Below are 22,186 nucleotides of genomic sequence, written 5' to 3' on the forward strand. Positions count from 1 at the left end.
CACGAAAGGTCATCTGCACATGACGAGCCTGGCTTCGACGATCGCCGCCGACATCCAGCCAATCAGGCATTCCGCCATTCCGGCCAAGGTCGGCCTTGCGCTGGCGCTGGCCGCGCTCGCGGACTGTTTGTTTTATGGCGAGCGGATCGGCCTGTCGCTCTCACTCTTTGCGATCGCAATCGCCGTGGTGTCGATGCTGTTCAATCACGACACGCTGGACCTGCGTCGCGCTTTGACAGGCGCAGCGATTTTCGTCGCAGGCCTCGTGCCGGCCATCGAGGAGCTCAACCCGCTGTCGTCCCTGATCCTTGTCGCTGCATTGCTCATGTCGCTTCTGCTCGCGACCAATCAGGAGACGACCGGGCTCACCGAGCGCGCCCGTGCGCTGCGCAACTTCGTCCTGCTTGGCCCATTCAGGTTCTTCCCCGATGTCCTTCAGGTCTTCAACATGTCCGCGTTCACGCGCGGCATCGCACTCTGGCTGCTACCGGCGGCGCTCGGCACCGTCTTCGTCGCCCTGTTCGCCGCGGCCAATCCAGTGATCGAGCATTGGGTGTCCCTGCTCAATCCAAAGATCATCCTCGACTATGTCAGCATCCCGCGCGTGCTGTTCTGGATCATGATGCTGGCGTTGGTCTGGCCGTTCATCCACGTGCGCTGGCGACGCAGGAAGGTCGTCACTACCGATGTCGACGATGTTCCCATGCCACCGCCACTGCCGCCCATGGTCTCGGCCGAATTCCTCGGCCCCTCCACGATCCTGCGCTCGCTGATCCTGTTCAATCTGCTATTTGCGGCGCAATCGATTCTCGATGGCCTCTATCTCTGGGGTCACGTAGCCTTGCCCGCCGACATGACCTACGCGGCCTACGCCCATCGCGGCGCCTATCCGCTGATCGCGACCGCATTGCTCGCCGCCGCCTTTGTGCTGGTCGCAATGCGTCCGGGCGCACCGGTTGAGAGGTCGACGGTGATCCGTCCGCTGGTTTATCTCTGGGTCGGGCAGAACGTCCTTCTGGTCGCCTCCTCCATCCTCCGCCTCGACCTTTATGTCGACATCTACATGCTGACTTACTGGCGCATCGCGGCCTTCATCTGGATGGGGCTGGTGGCGCTGGGGCTGATCCTGATCGTGGCGCGGATCGCACTCGACAGGTCCAACCGGTGGCTCGTCGGCGCCAACCTGATCGCGTTAACGATCGTGTTGTATAGCTGTTCGCTGGTGAACTTTGATGCGTTCATCGCCGACTACAATGTTGCGCACAGCCGGGAAGTCTCGGGCAGAGGCATGTCGATCGACGTCAACTATCTTTCACAACTTGGACCACAAGCCTTACCCGCGATCGCGAAGCTATTGCCGTTTCGCTCCGATTATACTCTTGTCGGATGCCAGGACCGGCTTGTAGAAGCACAGCGCCTGGACTTGGCCTGGCGGGCCTGGGGTCTTCGCAGTTGGCGTCTGCAACGCTGGCTGGATGCGCAGGCCAAGAGCTCGACCAACAATGGTCAGCCTGCAGGTTGAGCGGAGAAGCCCTTGGCGCATCGCATTCTCATCGTCGACGACGAGGGCCACATCCGCGAGGTCATCCGCGTCGCCCTGAAGAAGGCCGGCATGGACGTGATCGAAGCACGCGACGGCAAGGAGGGACTTCTCCGCTTTGCCGCCGACAAGCCCGACCTGATCGTGCTCGACATCGGCATGCCGGAGTTCGACGGTCTCGATGTATGCCGCGAGGTTCGCAAGACGTCCGACGTGCCGATCCTGTTCCTGTCGGCGCGCGACGAGGAGATCGATCGCGTGCTCGGCCTCGAAATCGGCGGCGACGACTATGTGACGAAACCGTTCAGCCCGCGCGAGCTGGTGGCGCGGGTCAACGTCATCCTGCGCCGCCTCGCCCCCCGCAACGGCGAGGCCAAGTCCGGCTCCGCCGCGCTTTCGCAAGGCGGCCTGCTGATCGATCCCGAGCAGCATGTCGCAACCTTCGCCGGCACACCGCTGAAGCTGACCGCCATCGAGTTCGGCATTCTGCGCGCGTTCCTGACCCGACCGACCTCGGTGTTCAACCGCGAGCAGCTGATGCGCGCGGCCTATCAGCTCAACATCCAGGTCTCCGACCGCACTATCGACAGCCACATCCGCAACATCCGCGCCAAGCTCGCGGCGCTGTCCTGCGATAACGTCATCGAGACCATCCACGGCGTCGGCTTCAAGCTCGGCCGCTGCGAGACAGAGGCATGAGCGCGGCCCCCGACAAGTGGCGGCCGTCGCTCGGGCTCGTGATCTTCGCGGTGCTGGCGACTGTTGCCGTGCTGCCGCTGGTCGGCCTGTTCTTCTTCCGCCTCTATGACAACCAGCTGATCCGCCAGACCCAGGCGGAGCTGATCGCGCAGAGCCGCGTGCTCGCAACGATCTATGCGCAGGAGGTCGAGGCCCGGCTCGGCAGCGGCCTGACCCTCGGCCCCGAGGTAGCGCCGGACGTGCTGCCCGATCCCGGCGACCAGTTCACACCGATCCGGCCCGCACTCGATCTCACCGCCAACGATCTGTTGCGGCGACGGCCCGATGCGCAAGCGGCTCCGCGGCCGCCGCAGCCGGCTTACGTCGAGATCGGCGCCAAGCTGACGCCGATCATCCGCGAGACGCAGAAGGTGACGCTGGCCGGCTTTCGCATCCTCGATCCGCAGGGCGTGGTGATCGCCGGGCGGCAGGAGGTCGGGCAGTCGCTCGCCCATATCGAGGAGGTCTCTGACGCACTGCACGGCCAGTACCGCGCCACCTTGCGCAACCGCGTGCCGGACAAGCCGCCACCGCCGATCTATTCCTTCAGCCGCGGGCTTGGCGTGCACGTGTTCTCGGCAATGCCGGTGATCGTCAACAATCGCGTTGCCGGGGTGATCTATACCACGCGGACGCCGAGCAACATTTTCGATCATCTCTATCAGGAGCGCGCCAAATTCGTGCTGGCGGGGCTCGCCGTGATCCTCGGCACGATCGCGATTGGGCTGGTGTTCTCGCGCACCATCACGCTGCCGATGCGCGAGCTGATCGACCGCGCCGTCAGAATCGGCCGTGGCGACCGCGAGGCGTTCCAGCCGCTCCGGCACTACGGCACACGCGAGTTTGCCCAGCTCTCGCACAGCTTTCTTGGCATGGCCGAGCAGCTGGCGCGGCGCTCCGACTATATCGCGACGTTCTCGGCCCATCTCACCCACGAGCTGAAATCGCCGCTGACCTCGATCAAGGGCGCGGCCGAGCTGTTGCAGGATTCATTTCAGGGCAAGCCCGAAGGCCTCACACCGGCCGAGCAGCGAACCTTCATCGCCAACATCCTGTCCGACACCCAGCGGCTGGAGGCGATGGCGCAGCGGCTGCGCGAGCTCGCGCGGGCCGAAAGCCTGCCGCAGAACGAGCGGACGGAGCTGGCACCCGTGATCGCGGACCTCCGGAGCCGGTTTCCGGCAAGCGCGATCGAGGCCAGCGGCAGCCTCGAGCGGCCGATCGGCATGTCCGGCGAGAAGGCGCTGATCGTGCTGTCGCATCTCGCCGACAACGCGATCCGGCACAAGGCTGGGATAATCAGGCTGGAGGCGGTCGACGAGCGGACGACGCTGCGACTGACTGTGAGCAATGACGGCGAGCCGATCTCGGCGCCGAACCGCGACAGGATCTTTGACGCGTTCTTCACGACCCGCCGCGACCAGGGCGGCACCGGTATGGGGCTCGCGATCGCGCGGGCGGTGATGGCGAGCCATGGCGGCTCGATCAGGCTCAAGCCGACCGCCGACGGCGTGGCCTTCGAGCTGCAATTCCCTGCGGCCTAGATCGCGAACACCCAGGCGGCGACGATGGTGCCGATGGTGACGAGACCAGCGATGGTCCAGCCGGCGACATATTCCAGCTCAGGATGACCGGTCGCCCGCATGATCTCTGCCGGATCGGCGGTATGCTTCTCTGCCATGACTGCCTCGCACGTGTTTCCCCGTGTCATGGATAAGTCGCACCAGCCGCCATTAGGTTCCATCACGGACGCGCGAATGGCGAAAAAGTCGAAAACAACCCCATGCAAAGTAGAACGACCTTGCCGCCCTGAGACGGGGTCGCGCGTCCCAACCATTTGACCCGTCGAGCCAAAACCGCCGCGCCGCGCAAATCGCCATGCGTGCCGTATCTTGCGCTGCAAAATCCGATTGCATGCTAGACTGGATGCACGCGATCCAAGGCACGTGACAGGGCGGGAGAGAAGCATGGCCGACGACAAGACCAAGCGGGGCGGAGCGGACCGCAAGCTGATTGCGCTCACCGAAAAATACGAAGTCGCCTATTGGTCGAAGAAATTCAAGGTGACGCCGGCCAAGCTGAAATACGCGGTCAAGAAGGTCGGCCACTCCGCGAGAAAGGTAGAAGAGTACATCAAGCTCCAGAAGCACCGCGCCGCCGACAAGAGCCGGATTGCCCTCGGCGAAGCTTATGAAGTCCGCTACTGGTCGAAGAAGTTCAAGATCACGCCGGCCAGGCTGAAGGCGGCCGTCGCCGCCGCAGGCCATTCTTCGAAGAAGGTCGAGGCGTATCTGATCGCCCAGAAGGCGGCGAAGAAGAAGAAGAAGACCAAGAAGACCACCAAGAAGACCGCCAGGAAGAAGACATCCGCTTCGCGGAAGTAGGCCGGCCAAGTCATCAAGACATAGCCGAGACATCGGGACACCTGTCCGCAAGCCCGGCACATCAGCCGGCGTGCATCGCGCCCTCGCGCACGCACGGCGATTGTGACAATTCAACTGCGTGAGATCGCCGACTGCGTCAGATCGCTTGGCTCATCGATGAGGCGAGGCCTGCGATACATTGACGCGATTGTGAGGCGCGCGCGGCGCGTTCGGCTTTGCCGCACCGGCATCCCGCTGTTAGGATGCATTACTTCAGTTTGCTATTTTAGGTTTGGTCACCTGACGCGCCGGCGATTTTCCCGCCGCCGCACGACGATTCATTTTCGAACACCAGAACCCTTTCGAACGAACAGGACCTGCGTTCGCAATCCCGGTTTTCCAGCGCGCCACCTCGTACAAGGAGGAAATACTATGTCCCCTAGTGCAACACCCCACATGGTCGAACTTCCCAACTCCGTCCATCAACTGCCGACAGGCTCGAAGGCGATGCGCCGAACCAACGGCCAGCGCTGGATCGAGCTGACGCTCGGCGTGAAGCGCTCCGCCGATCTGCCCGACCTGTCCGATCTGGACAACAAGCTCCCCAAGGCGCGCAAATACATGACGCGCGACCAGCTCGAGAGCAGATACGGCTCCGATCCCAAGGCCATCAAGTCGATCGAGGATTTTGCCAAGGCGCACAAGCTCGTCGTCACCCGCAACGAGCCCGCCGCCGCACGGCTCGGCATCGCCGGCACGGTCGACGACGTCAGCGATGCCTTCGGCGTCACGCTGTTCGACTATTCGCATCCGCATCTCGGCGACTTCCACGCCCGCACCGGCCCCGTGCACGTCCCGACCGAAGTCGGCGATGCTATCACCGGCGTATTCGGGTTGAACAATCACCGTGTGCTCAGGCGCTCGCGCCATTCGGCACAGAGCGCGAAGCCGGATTTCGCAAGCTCGGTGCGACACTGGTTCGTTCCGACCGAGCTCGGCGCCATCTACAAATTCCCCCAGGTCGACGCCAGCAAGCAATGCATCGGCCTGCTCGAATTCGGCGGCGGCGTGGAGACCCCCGATGTCGCCGCCTATTTCGCCAAGATCGGCGTTCCCGCGCCATCCGTCGCGGTCATCGCGGTCGACGGCGTCTCGACAGATCCGGCCGGCGATCCGGATTCGACCGGCGAAGTGATGCTGGACGTCGACGTCGCCGGCGCACTCGGCGGCGGCGCCAAGATCGCGACCTATTTCTCGACCTTCGACGAAAAGGGTCTGGTCGATTGCCTCGCCAAGGTCGTCAGCGACTCCGACAACGATCCCTCCGTCGTCTCGATCAGCTGGGGCTGGGACGAGAACCAGTCCTTCAACAATGCCGGCGTGATCTGGTCACCTGCGGCGATCGACCATTGCAACCACAGCTTCCTGGCCGCGGCCCATCTTGGCATCACGTTCTGCGTCTCCACCGGCGACGACGGCTCGGAAGCGCAGATGCAGGACGGCCGTGCCCATGTGAACTTCCCCGCAACCAGCCCCTACGTGCTGGCGGTGGGCGGAACGTCGTTGCACGCGCGCGCGAATGCGAAGAAGCAGGTGCAGATCACCGAGACCGTCTGGAACGACGGACCGGGAAGCGGCACCGGCGGCGGCGTCAGCGACATCACGCCGGCTCCGAGCTGGCAGAAAGGCATTGTGCCGAAGTCGATCAATCCCGGGCACTTTGCCGGACGCGCGATCCCTGATGTGGCGGCCAATGCCGATCCGGCGACGGGCTATCTGACGATGTCGGGCGGCAAGCTCGGCATCGTCGGCGGCACCAGCGCGTCCGCGCCGCTCTGGGCGAGCCTGATCGCCCGGATCAACGCCGCCAATGGTGCACGCTCCGGCAACTTCAATGCCCTGCTCTATTCCAAATTCGGTCCGGCCGGCGTGCTGCGCGACATCACCGTCGGCAACAATGACACCGACGGTCTGCTCGGCGGACAATTCAAGGCAGGGCCGGGATGGGATGCCTGTACCGGCTGGGGCGTGCCGGATGGCGGCAAGCTCCTCGCCGCGTTGCAGGGCGGCCCGACCAGCTAGCCGATCCGCGCTCACACAGGCGGGCAATCGTCCGCCTGTGCGAGACATAACAGCCGGCCGCGTCCGACCGACGCGACCGGTCGCGTCTCGGCGGCGCCAGAATAGAAGTGAAAAATCGAACGCAACCGGCTCAGATCACTGTGGGTGTCCGCTTGTCCTCCAACAGCGGCGCAATAGCGGACATGCTGGGAGGCCTGTTGCGGGCCAAAAGCGGAAGTCGCGATCGGACGACAAGTCCGCTGTCATGGTTGGCGATAAATATCGTACGTGAAGTGGTTCACAAATGGACGGTCGAGACCGCGATACGCTAACCGGGCTCTTGGCCGTCGTGCGCCAGTAGGATCAGCAGATTCGAAATCGAAAATCGACATATACCGCTCCGCCGCGCGTATCGTGCTTCGCAATGCTGGCTCTATGAACTGGCAAAGCCCAAGAACGACCAATCTCTTCGCGCGATTCATAAAGTTGATTGGAGAATAAGCAACACGACAAATCAGATGGAGGATCCGATGGTGAAGAGAGCGATCACGCTTGGCGGTGGGGGGCCGGCAGCAGGGCTGCATATCGGGGTTCTGGAAGCTCTCGCCGATGCAGGAATAACCTTCGACGTGTGGGCATTGTCCTGCATCGGCGCCTGGGTCGGGATCGTCTACAATCAGTTTGATGACAAGGTGGTTGCGGAAAGGGATCGCGCGCAAAAGACTTTTGAATTCTTCAGGGATGGCGTGTTTCGTGACGACAAAAGCTACAAGCGCTTTCCCATCAATACGGTGTTCGGCGCGGATTGGGGAAACATCAGCAAAGCTATGGTCGACTTCGTCACGGATGCCGATACCTACAAGCATTTGTGGGATCCGCAGGCGATCACGAGTGCCGTCGAAGAAACCATGTCGCTCTGGTTCCCTCAACACTCTAACACGAGCTGCGGCGGGAGGTTCACGATCCCGGACGAGGGCGACAGAAATAGATGGATTCTCAATCAGGTGCTGGCACCCAATCCGTTCGTTCGCTACGTCACGTCGATGATGTATCTGTCCCATGTCACTGGCCTCTCCAGGATCAATTATCCAGACAGCCAGTTCATGAAGAGCATAAGGTTCAACGAACTGAGCAAGCCCGAAAAGCCATTCATATTTCATAACGCCTGGAATCTTGATGCTCACAAGCTCGCGCTGTTTTCCAACCGCGACTTTGCTCAGACTCAGAAGGCGAAGCACATCGAGTACAACGTGCCTATCACTGCATCCAGTTTGTGCGCATGTTCAGCCCTTCCCTTCGTCGAAGAAACGGTAGAGATCGACAAGGTTACATACTGCGAGGGAGCGCTGATCGACACGGTCAACTTCGAGAGCCTGATCCAGGAGCACCATAAGCCGGGCGATGAACTCGACGAAATATGGGTGAGCCGGATCGTCGATGCGAAGCAAGTCCGCAAACCGAAAAACCTTCATGATGGCTTGGCAAATCTCTGCCAATTGTTCGCAGCGACCGTTGGCGAAGACGACGTCAAGCTCTTCAAATACCACGTCCGGTGCGACGCGAAAAAGGACAGTCGGTGGCAAGGCACCGTCGTGGAGATTCATGTGCCGGGGCACATCAATTTCAAATGGAATCACAGCAACCTGCGCGGTGGACGCAAGTTGGGGAAAGCCGCCGCGGAACAAGCGATCGCCGCATACTACGACCACCAAAATCGTCCGCCGCATCCCGGGCCGCATTTCATCAACGAGGATCCCGCGAAAGAGCATGCGCAGGAATGGCGAGAGGTGCAAGGTACCTATCAGGACTGTCGCCAGGAGTTCGATGCTTGACGCCGTGGCGAAGTGGCTTTGCAACTGTTGAGCCAGGCCGCTCTATCTTTAGCGAAAGCAACTACCGCAGCCGGTCGAGCAACGCCTTCGCTTGCTTGAGGTCCCTCGTTTCAGAACCCTCGGTGAACCAGGCGTAGATGGGTGCGAGCAAGTCGAGCGCTTGCGCGCGCTTGCCCTGATCGACCCACAAGGCAGCGAGGTCTGTTGCAGCTCGAAGCTCGAGGGCCTTGGCGTGCTGGCTTCTTGCGATTGTCAATGCGCGATCGAGCAGTAGTTGCGGCTCGCTGCCGGCTTCCGATCCGGCACGGACGCGCAACACGCGCGCTTTCAGCCGGTACAGCTCGGCCTCGAATATGCGTTCGCTGTTGCGGCCGGTTGTGGCGAGGCCCTGTTCGATCAGCTCCAGCGTAGGTTCGTATTGATGGCTCGACAACAAGACCGGCCCCAGGAGCACGTACAGTGCCGTGATGCCGAGCTGATAGCCCGCGCCGCGATATTCGTTCATCGCAGCCTGGACTTCCTCGAGCGCAGCGGATGACGAATCGAGAAAGGTGGCGCTTATCCCCCGGACGGCGCGCGACAATCCTCGCCACTGCCTGAATCCATGCTCTTCCGACAGACCGAGACAACGATCGGCGTAGCGGTGCGCCGTCAGGAACTCGCCCCGAAGCGCGTGGACAATGGACGCATAGTAGGTCGCATAGGCCTGGGAATGCGGATGATTGATGGCGTCGGCGCGCTGGATGGCGGCATTCACACGTGCAAGTGCCATATCGGGGTAGCCCAGCAGCAGCAGCGCCCATGACATCAGGGCAAGGTCGGCTACGCCCGCATCCTGCCCGGCGGCCCGCGCCGCCAATCTGTCCTGCTCGCTGCTCGTCTCGAACGTCTCGAAGGCCCGTTCGATCACTTCGCGCGCGCCGGTAAGATGTCCCATGAAGAGGCGGATCATGCCTTGGCCACGCATCGCGTTGAGCAGCGTCGGTCGATCGTGGTGCGCTTCGGCGAGATCGAGCAGCGCCGAGATCATTTCCTCGGCGACCGGCAGCTCACCGCGAATGACGCTCGCTGTGGTCAACCAGAACATGATCTGCAGTTGCTCAGGGGGATCGGTGAGGCGCTGGCACAGCTCGCGCGCACGCGCGAAGGTCGCCACTGCCTGGGGCGAGGCCGGCCCCAGGGTGGCGATCAGGCATGGTCCCAGCTCGAACTGAAAATCAAGCTCCAGCCTGTCCTTCACCGCGCCGTCAGCCAGATGGGCCAAGACCTCGATGCCTTTTCGCAAATGTGCAATGGCTTCGAGGTTGGCAGAACGCATGGCCGCCTTCCTGCCCGCCTGGAGCCAGTAGCCCCTGGCCTTGTCGAACAGTCCGGCCTCGGTCAGGTGAAGCGCGATCGTCTCGGGTTGCGCCTCCACGACTTCCGGAAATCGTTGCTCGAAAGCGTCCGCGATGGTGGCATGCAGCGCCGCGCGCCGGCTCTTCAGAAGTCCCGCTTCGGCGGCGTCCCGCACCAGCGCGTGCTTGAAGGTATAGACAGCCCGGGGGATCTCGCCGCGGCAGAATATCAGCTCCGCCCTAACCAGCTGGGCAAGCGCCTCCTCGAGCCTCTGCGCCGGCAGCCCCGCAACGGCGCTCAGCAGTTCGTAAGAGAATTCGCGCCCGACGACGGCGCCGATCTGGGCCACGTCCTTCACCGGGGCCAGCCTGTCCAGTCTCGCCATCAGCGATGCGCTCAATGTCGACGGAATCGCCATTGGGGGAAGCGGACGGCTGAGCGCGTAATGGTCGCCCTGCTCTTGCAGCAGCCCAGTCTCGAGCACGGTCTTCGTCAGCTCCTCGACGAACAAGGGCACGCCATCGGTACGGGCGAGGATCTGGTCCATGACCTCCTCGGGCAGCGTCTTTCCCGCCGTGACGCGCTCGACCAGTGCGGCGCCGTTGCGGCGATTCAGCCGTGTCAGCGAGAGCGTCGTCACATGTGCATGGCCGGGCCAGGGCGGCGTGAACTCCGGTCTTGCGGTGATCAGCAGCAGCACGCGAAGCCGCGGCACCTTTTCCAGTGTGACCGTGAGCAGCTCCAGCGAAGTCGGGTCCGCCCAATGGGCATCCTCGAAGATGACGAACACCGGTTGCCGCGCCGCCAATGCGTCGAGCTGGTCGAACAACGCCGCCAGCGTCATGTCCTTGCGGTTCTGCGGACTGAGCTCGGGCAGCCGGTAGCGGTTGCTGACCGGCAGCGACAGAAGATTGGCCAGGGGCGGCACGACGCGGTCGGCGTCGCCGCCAGAGCGCAGCAGCAGAGCCTCGAGCTTGGCAAATTTCTCCGCCGGCGTCTCGCCTCGCTCGAACCGGGCGGCACGTTCGAGGTTGGCAATGAAAGGATGCAGCGCACTGTTGGTGTGATGCGCCGAGCAGAAATGGCGCACCGTGATGTGCCGTTCCGCCTGCAGCCGCTCCTGCAGCGCCAGTGCTATGTGCGACTTGCCGATACCTGGCTCGCCGGTGAGAAGCACGACGCAGCCTTCGCCCGACACGGCATGCTGCCAGCGCCGCAACAGCAGCTCGATCTCCTCATCACGCCCGATCGGTGGTGTTAGTCTGGTCTTGTGCTGCGCCTCGAAGCGGCTTTCCACGCCACTGATCCCGAGCACCTGCCAGGCAGAGGCAGGCTCCGACCATCCTTTGAGCGTGACAGGCCCGAGATCGAGATACTCAAAATATCCATCCGTGAGCTGATGCGTGCTCTCGGAGATCAGCACCGTGCCGGGCTCGGCAAACTGTTGCAGGCGAGCGGCGAGGTTCGGTGTCTCGCCAATCACCGCCTGCTCCTTGGCGGCGCCTTCGCCGATCAGGTCGCCGACAACGACCATACCGGTGGCGATGCCGATGCGGACCTGCAGCTGGGTGCCGATGTCCGTCTCGAGGTTGGCGACGGCATCGACCAGCGCGAGCCCGGCGCGTGTTGCCTGCTCGGCATCGTCCTCGTGGGCCTGGGGATAACCGAAATAGGCGAGCACGCCATCCCCCATGTACCGCGCGATGATGCCTTGGCTCCGCGCGATGATCTCCGCGATGCAGGCATGATAGGCGCGGATGACCGCGCGCAGATCCTCCGGATCAAGTCGGGCCGAAAGTGCCGACGAGCCCACCAGATCGCAAAACATGACTGTGAGCTGGCGCCGCTCGGCGCTGTCCCGCGGCGCCGGTCTGGCGGCCGCTTGAGCCGATACGAGGTCACCCTTGAGGTCTGCGATCACGCGCAGCAGCTTACGCCGGTGCCCGAGCAGGACGCCGAGGTCCTTAAGGTCCTGCTCCGTGAGGTCGCCAATGACGGAAAGGTCGATGGCATTCTCGGCGAAACGCTGGGCGTACTCACCCAACCCGATCGATGCGAGCCACTCTGCAGTACCTGTCATGGGATACCTATGGCCAATGCGATGAGAATAGCACATTGGAATAGCCAGCGAAGGCGCATCTATCGCCAGAAGCGCAGATCGCCGGACCTCTCGCCCAATTGAAAGGGCTCCGGCGAAAACTGGATGCCGCCAAGCGATGTCCGCTCAGGGTCAAAGACCGAAGCATTCACTTCGAGCTCAATTGGTCCGCTGCGCTCTCGGAAGCAGACTTCCGTCCGGCCCCTCATGAGTACACGTTCTTGTTCGTCAAGTGACTTCGTCGCGTTCAACTCTCCCCGGCCCATGACTATAGCCCTCCCCCTCATGGGAAATCTGTCATAGGCTCCGACTGTCATGTGGCGGCAAAGCCGTGGCCTTCTAGCAGGCTGCTGAAAAAGTCGCTTCGCGCGACGCGCGGATTGTGATTCCCTGCATTTGCTTGATTCCTTGGGGCTGGGGATTGCGATGCGCGGGGCAGATCAGCGGTCGGAAGGCATATTCAGCTACGTGCGATTGGAGCAGCGTGTTCCGGCGGATCATCCGCTGCGTGCGATCCGCGACCTGGTCGACGCTGCGCTGAAAGAGTTGTCGCGCGATTTTAGCAGGCTTTACTCGCGCGAAGGTCGGCCGTCGATCCCGCCGGAGCGGCTTTTGCGAGCGCTGCTGCTGCAAGCCTTCTATACGGTGCGTTCGGAACGGCAGTTGATGGAGCAGCTCGACTATAATCTGCTGTTTCGCTGGTTCGTCGGTCTTTCGATGGATGACGCGGTGTGGAATCCGACCGTGTTCTGCAAGAACAGGGATCGGCTGCTCGACGGCGACATCGCCGCCAAGTTCTTCGTCGCCGTGCTGAACCTGCCGCAGGTGCGAGGACTGCTGTCCAGCGAGCACTTTTCGGTTGACGGTACGCTGATCGAGGCCTGGGCCAGCATGAAGAGCTTCGTGCCGAAGGACGCTGGCGATCCGCCCGCGGGAAAGGATCGCGGCTCCCGCAATGCCGAGCGCGACTTCCATGGCGAGAAGCGCAAGAACGCCACGCATTCCTCGACGACGGACCCCGACGCCCGCCTGTTCCGCAAGGGTGCTGGCAAGGAGGCCAAGCTCTGCCACATGGGGCATCTGATGACGGAGAATCGCAACGGACTCATCGTCGATGCGCGGTTGACCGAGGCCAACGGCACCGCCGAGCGCGCGACTGCGCTCGACATGATCGAGGACAATGCCCGGCCCGGTAGCACGGTCGGCGGCGACAAGAACTACGACACTGCCGACTTCGTCGCCGGCTGCCGCGAGCGCGGCTGCACGCCGCATGTCTCGCAGAACGACACCAACCGCCGCTCGGCGATCGACGCGCGCACCACCCGCCATCCCGGCTATCGGATCAGCACCATCAAACGCAAGCTGATCGAGGAGCCGTTCGGGTGGATCAAGACGGTTGGCGGCCTGCGCAAGACGCGCCATCGCGGCCGCGGCCTGGTCGAGTGGTTCTTCGTGTTCACCGCCGCAGCCTACAACCTCGTTCGCATCCCAAAGCTGCTGGCCGCGACGGGATGAATCCGTCTGGAGCGTCAAAAATGAGCCACCAACCCCACCTATACAGCGCATGCGGAGCTCATCGAGGCCCATCGCTGGCTTCGTTTTCAAGCCGCATATTACGAAAATCATCATCCAAGGCATCTTTTTCAGCAGCCTGCTAGGAGAAACGTCAATGAAAATCACGATGCCGGCCTGCCTCGCCTGCGCCGTCCTTGTCGTTGGCACCGCCCATGTCGCCACCGCCAACGGCGCCGGCGCCGCGCCTTCCAAAGTCTCGGGCTCCACGGCGCTGGCGCTCGCGGGGGTGATCGCACCGCTGTCGCCGCTCCTGTCGGGCGCCGAGAAGAAGGCGGTGGCGATGCTGTTCGCCGCCAATGCCGACATCCCCTACAAGAAGCCGATCGTGGTGACCGCGGACAGGATCGTCTGCCGCACCAGCAATGTCGACATCACCTTGCGCAACTGCGAGGTCACCTTCGGCAAGAAGGTCAGGAACGTGAACGGATCCACGGCCAACGAGATCTTCGCGACCGAGGCGCTGGCCGGCATTCCGCCCGATGGCGCGGCGGGATCGAATTTCGAGAGCCTGAGCAAGCTGAGCTGCACGATCGACCCCAATGCCATCAGGCAGAAGGACGGCAGCGGGGCGGATTGCACCTTCCAGCCGGCAGATTGAACCCCGGCGATGAGAGAGCGGACCAAGGGTGCCGTGAAATCGCCGCAAGAAGAACCAACAACACGAACCAAGAAGCCGAACTAATAAGGCGAATTGAAAAGACAGGCCAAACCGGCGCACCAATATGAAGCGCGCAAGGCCGACACCAACATGATGAAGAATTGTCTCGCATTTTTTCTTGTTCTGACCGTGACGGCGGCCTCCGCACATGGCCCGCTTCCGGCGAGCCGCATCGCGCCATCGGATCTCGTCCGGGTCGGCCTCACCGATAACGACACGACCGCCGGTGGCGTCGCGCGGCTGTGCGAGCAGGTCACCTTCTCGCGCGGCCTGCGCTATGGCGACAGCGAGGCCAATGTGCTCGATGTCGCGGTCAGCAACACCACCAAGGCGGACACGCCGCGGCCGGTGCTGCTGTTCGTGGCGGGCGACACCTTTACCGGCGACCGCGGCGCGCCGGACCTGTCCCGCGACATCCAGGACGAGGCCATGTGCTTCGCCGCGCGCAACGGCATGATCGGGGTGCGCGTGAATTATCGGCTCGCTCCGGCCGCGACCTGGCCGATGGGCGCGACCGATGTGGCGGCGGCGCTGTCCTGGATCCACGGCAATATCGACCTGTTCAACGGCGACGCGCGCGAGATCGTCGCGGTCGGCTATGGCGCCGGCGCCTTCCATGTCGCCACCCTGCTGGCGCATCCCGAGCTCCAGGCCGATCGCGCCGATGTCGCGGCCGTGGTGCTGGTGTCCGGCATCTACCGCGCCGGCAAGGACGCCAGCGACAGCGAGAAGGCATATCTCGGCACCGATGCCGCTCAGTATGACAAGCGCTCGGTGTTTCCCGGCATCCTCAATGTCGACGCGCCGATCGTGCTGGCCTGGGCCGCGAACGATCCTGCGAACCTCATCGCGCAGGGCGAGACCCTGAAGAAGACGCTCTGCGGCGCCGGCCACTGCCCACGCACCACGGTGCTGCGCAGCCGCGACGGCATTGCCGCAGCGTTCGGGCTGGATGGTTCGGGCGACAGCCTCGCCGAGCCGACGCTGCTGCTGGTGCATCAGCTGGAAGCGCGAGGGCTGCCGTAGCGCTAGTGACGGTTCGAGCGCGCGCCTCGCCCTTCGAGACGACCGCTCCGCGGTCTCCTCAGGGTGAGGCTAAGCGACACCGGCGTCCGTCGAAACAGTTGCCGCGCAGTCCGTCCTCATCCTGAGGAGCCCGCCCAAGCGGGCGTCTCGAAGGATGGCCGCAGGGAACATCGCTCTCAAACGCGATTGCCCACGGGCTCGCATGAGGATCATCGCGAAAATCGGGAGCGGCGCAGAGGGCGAAGGTGCGCGTCCGTCATGCGCTCCCTCCAGATCATATATGTGGAGCGCAAGGCTCTTGCTTCAAGACCCCGCCTCCGCCGTAGAAGTCAGGCCCCCTACCAAACCGAGGCGGCAAATGACTGAACATGACGTGATCATCGTCGGCGGCGGCCCGACTGGATTGATGCTGGCCGGGGAGCTGGCGCTGGCCGGCGTGGACGTCGCGATCGTCGAGAGGCGTCCGAACCAGGACGTGGAGGGCTCGCGCGCAAGCGGTCTCCATCCACGGGCGATCGAGCTTCTCGATCAGCGCGGCATAGCGGACAGGTTCCTCCCGCTGGGAAACAAGCACTACGCCGTCGCGCTCGCGGGCATGGTCCTCGAGGCGCGCGACCGACCGACCCGCCACAACTACACGCTGGGGCTCTGGCAGGAAAAGATTGAACGCGGTCTCGCCGACTGGATCTCGGAACTCGCCGTGACGCTCTATCGAGGCTGCGAGATGGCGAGCTTTGTCGAAACCGGGGAGCGCGTGGAGGTTCAGCTGACGGACGGGCGCAGGCTTGGTTCAAGCTACCTCGCCGGCTGCGACGGCGGCCGCAGCCTCGTGCGCAAGACCGCGTCGATCGGGTTTCCCGGATCGGAGCCACAGGCGAGCTACCTCATCTTCGAGGCCGACATCGCGGATGAGCCGCCACTTGGCATCCGTTATGGGGACCGGGGGCTGTATGCCCTGGGATGGCTCGACGGCGGCCCGCGCGTGCGTGGCATCGTGACGGAGCAGCGGATCGAGCGGGGCGAACGCCCGACAGAAGCGGATCTCAGGGCGGCGCTCAGGGCTGCCTACGGATCGGATCTGGGCATCCGCGAGGTCACGTGGATGTCGCGGTTCACGGACGCGGCGCGGCAGGCGGAAGCGTACCGGAAGAACCGCATCTTGCTCGCCGGGGATGCCGCACACATCCATTCCCCGGTCGGAGGACAGGGCCTGAATGTCGGACTGCAGGACGCCGTGAATCTCGGGTGGAAGCTGGCCCAGGTGGTGAAGGGGATCTCATCCGACGCCCTGCTGGACACCTATCACAGGGAGCGGCACCCGGTCGGGGCCGCGCTGCTCGAGCTGACGTTGGCGCTCACGGCTCTCAACCGCGGCGACGAACACACCACGGCCCTCCGGGGGCTCGTCGCCACGACCATGACGATGGACGAGCCGAGGAGATGGTATTCCGCCAAGGTGTCCGGCCTCGACATCCGCTACGGAGAGGAGGGTTGCCATCCTCTGCTCGGCAGGCGCATGCCCGACCTCGACCTCGTCACCGCCGATGGCCCGACCCGCGTGTTCGAGCTGATGCGCGATGCGCGGCCGCTGTTCCTGACTCTCGGCGCGCCGGCGTGCGTCGTCCCCGCGCGCTGGGACGAACGCGTCAGGCAGGTCAGCGCGACGTGCACGGGCGCCTGCGAGATGCCGGTGATCGGCGTCGTTCCGACCCCTGCCGCCGTGCTCGTCCGGCCCGACGGGCATGTCGCCTGGGTCGGCACCGGCGACAGCGAAGGACTCGTGGAGGCGCTCGCGACCTGGTTCGGAGATTAGGGAACGTGGCGGGCGGCCGCTCTCACGATTTGCTGAGCCCCTCTCCCTCCCTTCCCCGGGGGAGAGGGATACCGCACGGAGACTCTCTCAGTCGAGAGCGCGTCAACACAGCTGCCGCTTCGCTCGGGTGCCACAGGATTGCCAAACGCTTGACGTAGATCAACTCCACTGGGTGCGGAACGAGCCGACTTCGTTGGGGCCAACAACGACAAGGTGTCGAGCATGCGCGTCACCGGCAGACTGCTGTTCGTCTTGATTGCCGCTCTCGCCTCGCTCGGGGCGATGTCGCAGCAGCGCTCGGATCAACCCGATTCCGACTCCAATCCCGACAAGGAAATCCGCATCGGCAACATCGTGCCCTATTCCGGGCCGCTCTCGGAATTCGGCGCGATCGGCAAGGCGGAGGCCGCCTATTTCGACATGGTCAACGATCGCGGCGGCATCAACGGCCGCAAGGTCCGCTTCATCACCCGCGACGACAATTCCGATCCCGCGGCCGCGCTGGACCTGACCCGCGATCTCGTCGAGAAGGACGACGTGCAGCTGATGTTCGGATCGTTCGGCACGCCCGGCAATATCGCCACGCGCTGGTATCTCAACGAGAAGAAAATCCCGCAGCTGTTCGTCGCCTCCGGCGACGAGGAGCTGAGCCAGGCCAAGGCGTTTCCCTGGACCATGGGCTGGCAGCCGCCGTTCCGCTCCGAGGGACGGATCTACGCCAACTACATCCAGGCCTATTATCCGCGGAAGAAGATCGTGGTGCTCTGGCAGAACGACCAGTTCGGCCGCATGCTCTACAAGGGCATCCAGGAAGGACTGGGCGATCTCAACCGTCAGGTCCTCGTCGACGTCGCCTTCGACATCTCCGACGAGCATCTCGAAGGACACGTCTCGATCCTCAAGCGCGCGGGCGCCGACATCTTCGTGTTTCTCGGCGTGCCGTCGACCGCGGCCAAGGTGATCCAGCTCGCGGCGTCGCTGAACTGGCACCCGGTCGTCATCGTCAACGATGCTTCCGCCTCGATCGCCAATGCGATGGCGCCCGCGGGCCTGGAGAATTCGGCCGGCGTGATTTCGGCGGCGTTCCTGAAGGATCCGAGCGATCCCGCCTGGAAAGACGATCCCGCCATGAAGGACTGGTTCGCCTTCATGGACAAGTATCATCAGATCGAAAGCACCAACAACAGCGCGGCGCTCTACGGCTACGCGGCGGCAGAAGCGCTGACCAAGGTGCTGAGGCAATGCGGCGACGACCTGTCGCGCGAGAACATCATGCGCCAGGCGGCGTCGCTGCGGGATTACCACCCCTCCGTCGCGCTGCCCAACATCAGGATGAATACGTCACCCGACAGCTACCTACCGATCAAGCAGATGCGGCTGGTGCAGTTCGACGGGCGGTCGTGGCAGCCGTTTGGCGCGGTGATCGAGACGGCATTCACGGAGGGTGCTGCAAGGTGAGGATTTCCGCGCGCACCTTTTGCTGAGCCACCCCTCTCCCCCGCCCTCCCCCGCAAGGGGGGAGGGAGCGCAGCGGAGTGCGCGGCGACACTGCGGCTCATCGCAAGCGCCCTAATGAATCGAGTCATCCGCCACGAGGAAGGTATGTTCCCTCCCCCCTTGCGGGGGAGGGTTAGGGAGAGGGGTGCCGCACAGGGACTCTCTCAATAGAACGACGCATCCTCACGCCGGCTTCAACGCGGCCAGCGCACTCTCCAGCAGCGAGCGCACCCGCGCGGCATCACCCGACTTCACCACGACCGGATCGAGATAGAGCTCGAGCCCGGGCGCTCGCTCGGTGATCACCCCGCTCCGCTCGGTCGCCGCATCGTTGAGCGCATCGACCGAATAGGGAATCACCTCGCGGCTGATGCCCTTCATGGTAATCGCGGGCAGCGCGTGGGCGCGGACGATGTCGCTGACCAACGCAAAACTCTCATAGCTCAGCACGATGCCGCCGGGCTCGGCGATCGACTGCAGCCGGGCGGCGAGGTTCGCCTCTGCGCCGATGATGGTGTAGTCCATGCGGTCGCTGCTGCCGAAATTGCCGACATTGCAATAACCGGAATTGATGCCCATGCGCGAGCGGAACGGCTGCTCGATGCCGGAGGCGCGCCACTTCGCATTGAGCTCGGTGAGACGCTGCTGCATGCGCCAGGCCATCTGCAGGCAGGCCTGCGCGTCGGCGCGGTCGCCCTTGGTCTCGGGATCGCCGAAGAAGATCAGCATGGCGTCACCGATGAACTTGTCGACGGTGCCGCCATGTTCATGCGCGATCGCCGACATCTCCGTGAAATATTCGTTGAGCAGCTGGGTCAGCAATTCGGGCTGCAGCCGCTCGGTGGTAGCGGTGAAGTTCTGGATGTCGGAGAAGAAGATCGTGAGCTTCTTGCGCTCGGTGTGGATGGTGACGTCCTTCTGGCCCGAGAAAATGCTCCTGTAGACCTGCGGCGGGATGTAGCGCGAGATCTTCATCGACAGCGAGGCGAGGAAGTCGTTGGCGGATTCGAGCTCCTTGTTCATGCCCTTGATGCGGCGTGCCTGACGGCGTTGCAACGACAGGAAGGAAAGTCCGCTGCCGGCGGCGATCAGGAAATAGGCCAGCAGAAACTTGAACGAGAAGATGTTGGCGGCGATCGGCTGGGCGATGATGACTTCCTGGATGCCGCGGACGTCCCCCACCTTCCAGTCCTTCTTCGGGCTTTCGGGGTGGCTGTTGTGGCAGCTGACGCAGGCCGGGCCCATCATGACGGGCGCGACCAGGCGGACCTTGTCGGAGAACAGCGAGGTTTCGGTGTCGACGATCTTCTGCTCGGGATCGGCGCGCAGCGCGGCCAGCGCATCCTTCTCGAACTTGTCGAGCTGGTGCGGGGCGCGGTTCTGGAACGGGAAGTCCGAGACGAAGCGGTAGGTGATGTTCTCCTGCTGCGCGCCGATGACACGGCCGAGCTCGAGCGACAGCGTCGCCGGGATCGGGATCGCACCGGGGACGGATTCGTAATTGTGAACGACCTTGGTCGAGCCGTTCGGGTTCGCCAGCACGCGCCCGACCACGTTGGACGCATAGTAGCTGCGCACGCTCGATATGACCGAATTGAGATCGGCGGTTTGCCGGCGAAGCGCGGTCTTGTTCAGCTCCGTCAGGTCGAGCCACACGGCCAGCGGCAGCGCGAGCAGAAGGAAGGCGACCACGGCTCCAATGAGGATGCCGTGCTTGCGCTGTACTTCGGAGATCTCTTGTTTCACTTGATGGCTCCGTTGTGTGCGTTCTTGTCGCAAATCCCCGGGATTTGCGGCACGGCATGCGGCCTGCACAGAGCCCATAAACGCGCGCCCGCGCAACCCCATTTTATGGTGGTCGGGCCAGGCACCTTTTCGTTTCATGGCGAGTGTTTAAGATCGGGCATGAACCTGCATTCATACCGCCGGGAGATCCCATGACCGAAACCATCCGCATCAAGCGCTTCAACGCGCGCCCCGTGATCGTGCCGATGAACTTGCCGCTTCTGACCTCGACCGGCGCGGTGGCGAAAGCGCCGCTGGTGCTGATCGATTGCGAAACCGACCTGGGTGCGGTCGGACACGCCTATCTGTTCTCGATCACGCCGTCGGCGCTGAAGCCGCTGACCGCGATGGTCACGGAAATGTCGGAGCTGCTCGCCGGCGACGAGCTGCTGCCGTTCGAGATCGAGCGCAAGCTGACCCAGCGCTTCATCCTGCTCGGGCTCGCCGGCCTGCAACGACTGGCGCAATCCGGCATCGACATGGCGGCGTGGGACGCGTTGGCCCGCGCCCGCGGCCTGCCATTGGCGCGGCTGCTTGGGGGCGCACCGAAGCCGGTGAAGGCCTACAATTCGAAGGGGCTCGGCATCATGCCGGCAGGCGCCGCGGTCGAGGAAGCCCACAAGCTCTTGGCCGAGGGTTTTCACGCCGCGAAGATCCGCGTCGGCCGGCCCGATGCGCGCGACGATCTCGCCGTGGTGCGCGCGGTGCGCAAGGCCGTCGGCGACGAGGTGACGCTGATGTGCGACTACAACCAGGCGCTGACGGTGACCGAAGCGATCCGGCGCGGCGAGATGCTCGACGACGAAGGCCTGACCTGGATCGAGGAGCCGATCCGTCACGATGATTACGAGGGCAACGCCCGCATTGCGGACGCGCTGCGCACGCCGGTCCAGATCGGCGAGAACTTTGACAGCGCGTTCTCGATGCAAGCCGCACTCTCAGCCGAGGCCTGCGACTACGTGATGCCCGACGTGCAGCGCATCGGCGGCGTCACCGGCTGGCTGCGCGCCGCGTCGCTGGCGCATGCCGCCGGCATCGAGATGTCGACGCATCTGTTCTCGGAGGTCAGCGCGCATCTGCTGTGCGTGACACCGACTGCGCATTGGCTGGAATATGTCGACTGGGCCGACGCGGTGCTTGCGACGCGGCTGACAATCAAGGACGGCTTTGCGCTGCCGAGCGAGGAGCCCGGCAACGGGATTGCGTGGGACGAGGCGGCGGTTGCAAAACATCTCGTCGCATAAGGCGGCCTGCTACGACCGAACGGCGGCAATCATGCTCAGCTCGACCGGAGCACCCCGCGGCAGCTCGGCGACGCCAACGGACGTGCGCGTGTGACGACCGCGATCGCCGAGGCGCTCGATCAGCCGGTCGGAGGCTCCGTTCATGACTTGCGACTGCTGGGTAAATCCAGGCGCTGAAGCGACGTATCCGACGAGCTGCAGGACCTGGACGATCCTGTCCTCTCCGCCCGTTGCGTGGTTGATGGCCGCAATGCAGAGATCGGCACAGAGGGCTGCGGCCTCCTGTGCGGCCCCGATATCGACACCCGCGCCGACCTTGCCCGCGTACAGCAGATCTTCGCCGCGACGCGGCAGCTGACCACTGACATACGCAAGCCCGCCATGAATGATCACCGGCAAGTAGTTTCCACCGGGCTTGTTCACGCTGCTCATGTCGATAACCCACCCTCTTTTTCACATCCGGCGGCGCGACACTTTTCGACGAACGCCGCAACCTCGACCTCCCAAGGCTCACGGCCGTGGTGGATGAGCGGACAATGGCAGGCGGCCGGTAGCGGATCAAGACTTGCGCGCATCGCTCTCCCAGCGCCGTCATTGCGAGGAATGACGGGACGGATG

16 protein-coding genes are annotated in these 22,186 nt (G+C 63.7%); 12 read left to right on the forward strand and 4 right to left on the reverse strand.

The features are described from left to right. Positions 1 to 19 precede the first annotated feature (19 nt). Genes NLM32_RS42175 through NLM32_RS42185 form a run of 3 tightly spaced genes read left to right on the forward strand, consistent with a single transcriptional unit; the run spans position 20 to position 3,822 of the window. The gene (locus NLM32_RS42175) at positions 20 to 1,522 is read left to right on the forward strand and encodes a DUF4153 domain-containing protein (protein WP_254135547.1); all 1,503 of its coding nucleotides are present in this window, start codon (positions 20 to 22) and stop codon (positions 1,520 to 1,522) included. A 12-nt stretch (positions 1,523 to 1,534) separates the two neighbouring features. Continuing rightward, positions 1,535 to 2,239, forward strand: coding sequence for a response regulator (locus NLM32_RS42180; protein WP_254134542.1), 705 nt, complete (start codon positions 1,535 to 1,537; stop codon positions 2,237 to 2,239). Then, entirely contained in the window at positions 2,236 to 3,822 is a 1,587-nt protein-coding gene (locus NLM32_RS42185) for an ATP-binding protein (RefSeq protein WP_254134543.1), read from the forward strand. The genes NLM32_RS42180 and NLM32_RS42185 overlap by 4 nt, the downstream gene beginning before the upstream one ends. Here NLM32_RS42185 and NLM32_RS42190 read toward each other — a convergent pair. Further along, on the reverse strand, positions 3,819 to 3,959 hold the full coding sequence (locus NLM32_RS42190) for a hypothetical protein (protein WP_254134544.1): 141 nt from the start codon (positions 3,957 to 3,959) through the stop codon (positions 3,819 to 3,821). The genes NLM32_RS42185 and NLM32_RS42190 overlap by 4 nt on opposite strands. A gap of 286 nt (positions 3,960 to 4,245) precedes the next feature. Here NLM32_RS42190 and NLM32_RS42195 point away from each other — a divergent pair, with 286 nt between their 5' ends. From NLM32_RS42195 to NLM32_RS42205, 3 genes are all read left to right on the forward strand, one after another. Next, entirely contained in the window at positions 4,246 to 4,662 is a 417-nt protein-coding gene (locus tag NLM32_RS42195) for a DUF3606 domain-containing protein (RefSeq protein ID WP_254134545.1), read from the forward strand. A gap of 411 nt (positions 4,663 to 5,073) precedes the next feature. Then, on the forward strand, positions 5,074 to 6,723 hold the full coding sequence (locus tag NLM32_RS42200) for a protease pro-enzyme activation domain-containing protein (protein ID WP_254134546.1): 1,650 nt from the start codon (positions 5,074 to 5,076) through the stop codon (positions 6,721 to 6,723). Positions 6,724 to 7,220: 497 nt separating this feature from the next. Continuing rightward, entirely contained in the window at positions 7,221 to 8,534 is a 1,314-nt protein-coding gene (locus tag NLM32_RS42205) for a patatin-like phospholipase family protein (RefSeq protein WP_254134547.1), read from the forward strand. 61 nt (positions 8,535 to 8,595) lie between these two features. Here the strand turns inward: NLM32_RS42205 and NLM32_RS42210 are convergent, their stop codons facing one another. Continuing rightward, positions 8,596 to 11,988, reverse strand: a complete 3,393-nt coding sequence (locus NLM32_RS42210; protein ID WP_254134548.1) for an adenylate/guanylate cyclase domain-containing protein — start codon at positions 11,986 to 11,988, stop codon at positions 8,596 to 8,598. A 408-nt stretch (positions 11,989 to 12,396) separates the two neighbouring features. On the opposite strand from NLM32_RS42210, the gene NLM32_RS42215 reads away from it, so the two are divergent. The 5 genes from NLM32_RS42215 (at position 12,397) to NLM32_RS42235 (ending at position 18,500) form a co-directional block, all read left to right on the forward strand. Continuing rightward, the gene (locus NLM32_RS42215) at positions 12,397 to 13,485 is read left to right on the forward strand and encodes an IS5 family transposase (protein WP_254128493.1); all 1,089 of its coding nucleotides are present in this window, start codon (positions 12,397 to 12,399) and stop codon (positions 13,483 to 13,485) included. A gap of 154 nt (positions 13,486 to 13,639) precedes the next feature. Continuing rightward, entirely contained in the window at positions 13,640 to 14,143 is a 504-nt protein-coding gene (locus tag NLM32_RS42220; protein WP_254134549.1) for a hypothetical protein, read from the forward strand. A gap of 153 nt (positions 14,144 to 14,296) precedes the next feature. Further along, entirely contained in the window at positions 14,297 to 15,229 is a 933-nt protein-coding gene (locus NLM32_RS42225; RefSeq protein WP_309144888.1) for a carboxylesterase family protein, read from the forward strand. A 358-nt stretch (positions 15,230 to 15,587) separates the two neighbouring features. Then, complete coding sequence (locus tag NLM32_RS42230; RefSeq protein WP_254134551.1) at positions 15,588 to 17,042, forward strand: FAD-dependent monooxygenase; 1,455 nt, start codon at positions 15,588 to 15,590, stop codon at positions 17,040 to 17,042. 222 nt (positions 17,043 to 17,264) lie between these two features. Next, complete coding sequence (locus tag NLM32_RS42235) at positions 17,265 to 18,500, forward strand: ABC transporter substrate-binding protein (protein WP_254134552.1); 1,236 nt, start codon at positions 17,265 to 17,267, stop codon at positions 18,498 to 18,500. 222 nt (positions 18,501 to 18,722) lie between these two features. Here the strand turns inward: NLM32_RS42235 and NLM32_RS42240 are convergent, their stop codons facing one another. Continuing rightward, on the reverse strand, positions 18,723 to 20,285 hold the full coding sequence (locus NLM32_RS42240) for an adenylate/guanylate cyclase domain-containing protein (RefSeq protein WP_254134553.1): 1,563 nt from the start codon (positions 20,283 to 20,285) through the stop codon (positions 18,723 to 18,725). 191 nt (positions 20,286 to 20,476) lie between these two features. On the opposite strand from NLM32_RS42240, the gene NLM32_RS42245 reads away from it, so the two are divergent. Continuing rightward, positions 20,477 to 21,568, forward strand: coding sequence for an enolase C-terminal domain-like protein (locus NLM32_RS42245; RefSeq protein WP_254134554.1), 1,092 nt, complete (start codon positions 20,477 to 20,479; stop codon positions 21,566 to 21,568). Positions 21,569 to 21,577: 9 nt separating this feature from the next. On the opposite strand, the gene NLM32_RS42250 is transcribed toward NLM32_RS42245, so the two are convergent. Next, positions 21,578 to 22,000, reverse strand: a complete 423-nt coding sequence (locus NLM32_RS42250; protein ID WP_254134555.1) for a RidA family protein — start codon at positions 21,998 to 22,000, stop codon at positions 21,578 to 21,580. Positions 22,001 to 22,186 lie beyond the last annotated feature (186 nt).

This window comes from Bradyrhizobium sp. CCGUVB14 (genome assembly GCF_024199935.1).
Taxonomy (GTDB): Bacteria; Pseudomonadota; Alphaproteobacteria; order Rhizobiales; family Xanthobacteraceae; genus Bradyrhizobium.

What these genes read in the sequence shown, in the direction of transcription:
- NLM32_RS42195 (WP_254134545.1), top strand. Translation starts at nt 4,246, where the DNA reads ATGGCCGACGACAAGACCAAGCGGGGCGGAGCGGACCGCAAGCTGATT.
- NLM32_RS42215 (WP_254128493.1), top strand. Translation starts at nt 12,397, where the DNA reads ATGCGCGGGGCAGATCAGCGGTCGGAAGGCATATTCAGCTACGTGCGA.
- NLM32_RS42175 (WP_254135547.1), top strand. Translation starts at nt 20, where the DNA reads ATGACGAGCCTGGCTTCGACGATCGCCGCCGACATCCAGCCAATCAGG.
- NLM32_RS42225 (WP_309144888.1), top strand. Translation starts at nt 14,297, where the DNA reads ATGAAGAATTGTCTCGCATTTTTTCTTGTTCTGACCGTGACGGCGGCC.
- NLM32_RS42185 (WP_254134543.1), top strand. Translation starts at nt 2,236, where the DNA reads ATGAGCGCGGCCCCCGACAAGTGGCGGCCGTCGCTCGGGCTCGTGATC.
- NLM32_RS42205 (WP_254134547.1), top strand. Translation starts at nt 7,221, where the DNA reads ATGGAGGATCCGATGGTGAAGAGAGCGATCACGCTTGGCGGTGGGGGG.
- NLM32_RS42230 (WP_254134551.1), top strand. Translation starts at nt 15,588, where the DNA reads ATGACTGAACATGACGTGATCATCGTCGGCGGCGGCCCGACTGGATTG.
- NLM32_RS42235 (WP_254134552.1), top strand. Translation starts at nt 17,265, where the DNA reads ATGCGCGTCACCGGCAGACTGCTGTTCGTCTTGATTGCCGCTCTCGCC.
- NLM32_RS42250 (WP_254134555.1), bottom strand. Translation starts at nt 22,000, where the DNA reads ATGAGCAGCGTGAACAAGCCCGGTGGAAACTACTTGCCGGTGATCATT.
- NLM32_RS42200 (WP_254134546.1), top strand. Translation starts at nt 5,074, where the DNA reads ATGTCCCCTAGTGCAACACCCCACATGGTCGAACTTCCCAACTCCGTC.
- NLM32_RS42220 (WP_254134549.1), top strand. Translation starts at nt 13,640, where the DNA reads ATGAAAATCACGATGCCGGCCTGCCTCGCCTGCGCCGTCCTTGTCGTT.
- NLM32_RS42210 (WP_254134548.1), bottom strand. Translation starts at nt 11,988, where the DNA reads ATGTGCTATTCTCATCGCATTGGCCATAGGTATCCCATGACAGGTACT.
- NLM32_RS42245 (WP_254134554.1), top strand. Translation starts at nt 20,477, where the DNA reads ATGACCGAAACCATCCGCATCAAGCGCTTCAACGCGCGCCCCGTGATC.
- NLM32_RS42190 (WP_254134544.1), bottom strand. Translation starts at nt 3,959, where the DNA reads ATGGCAGAGAAGCATACCGCCGATCCGGCAGAGATCATGCGGGCGACC.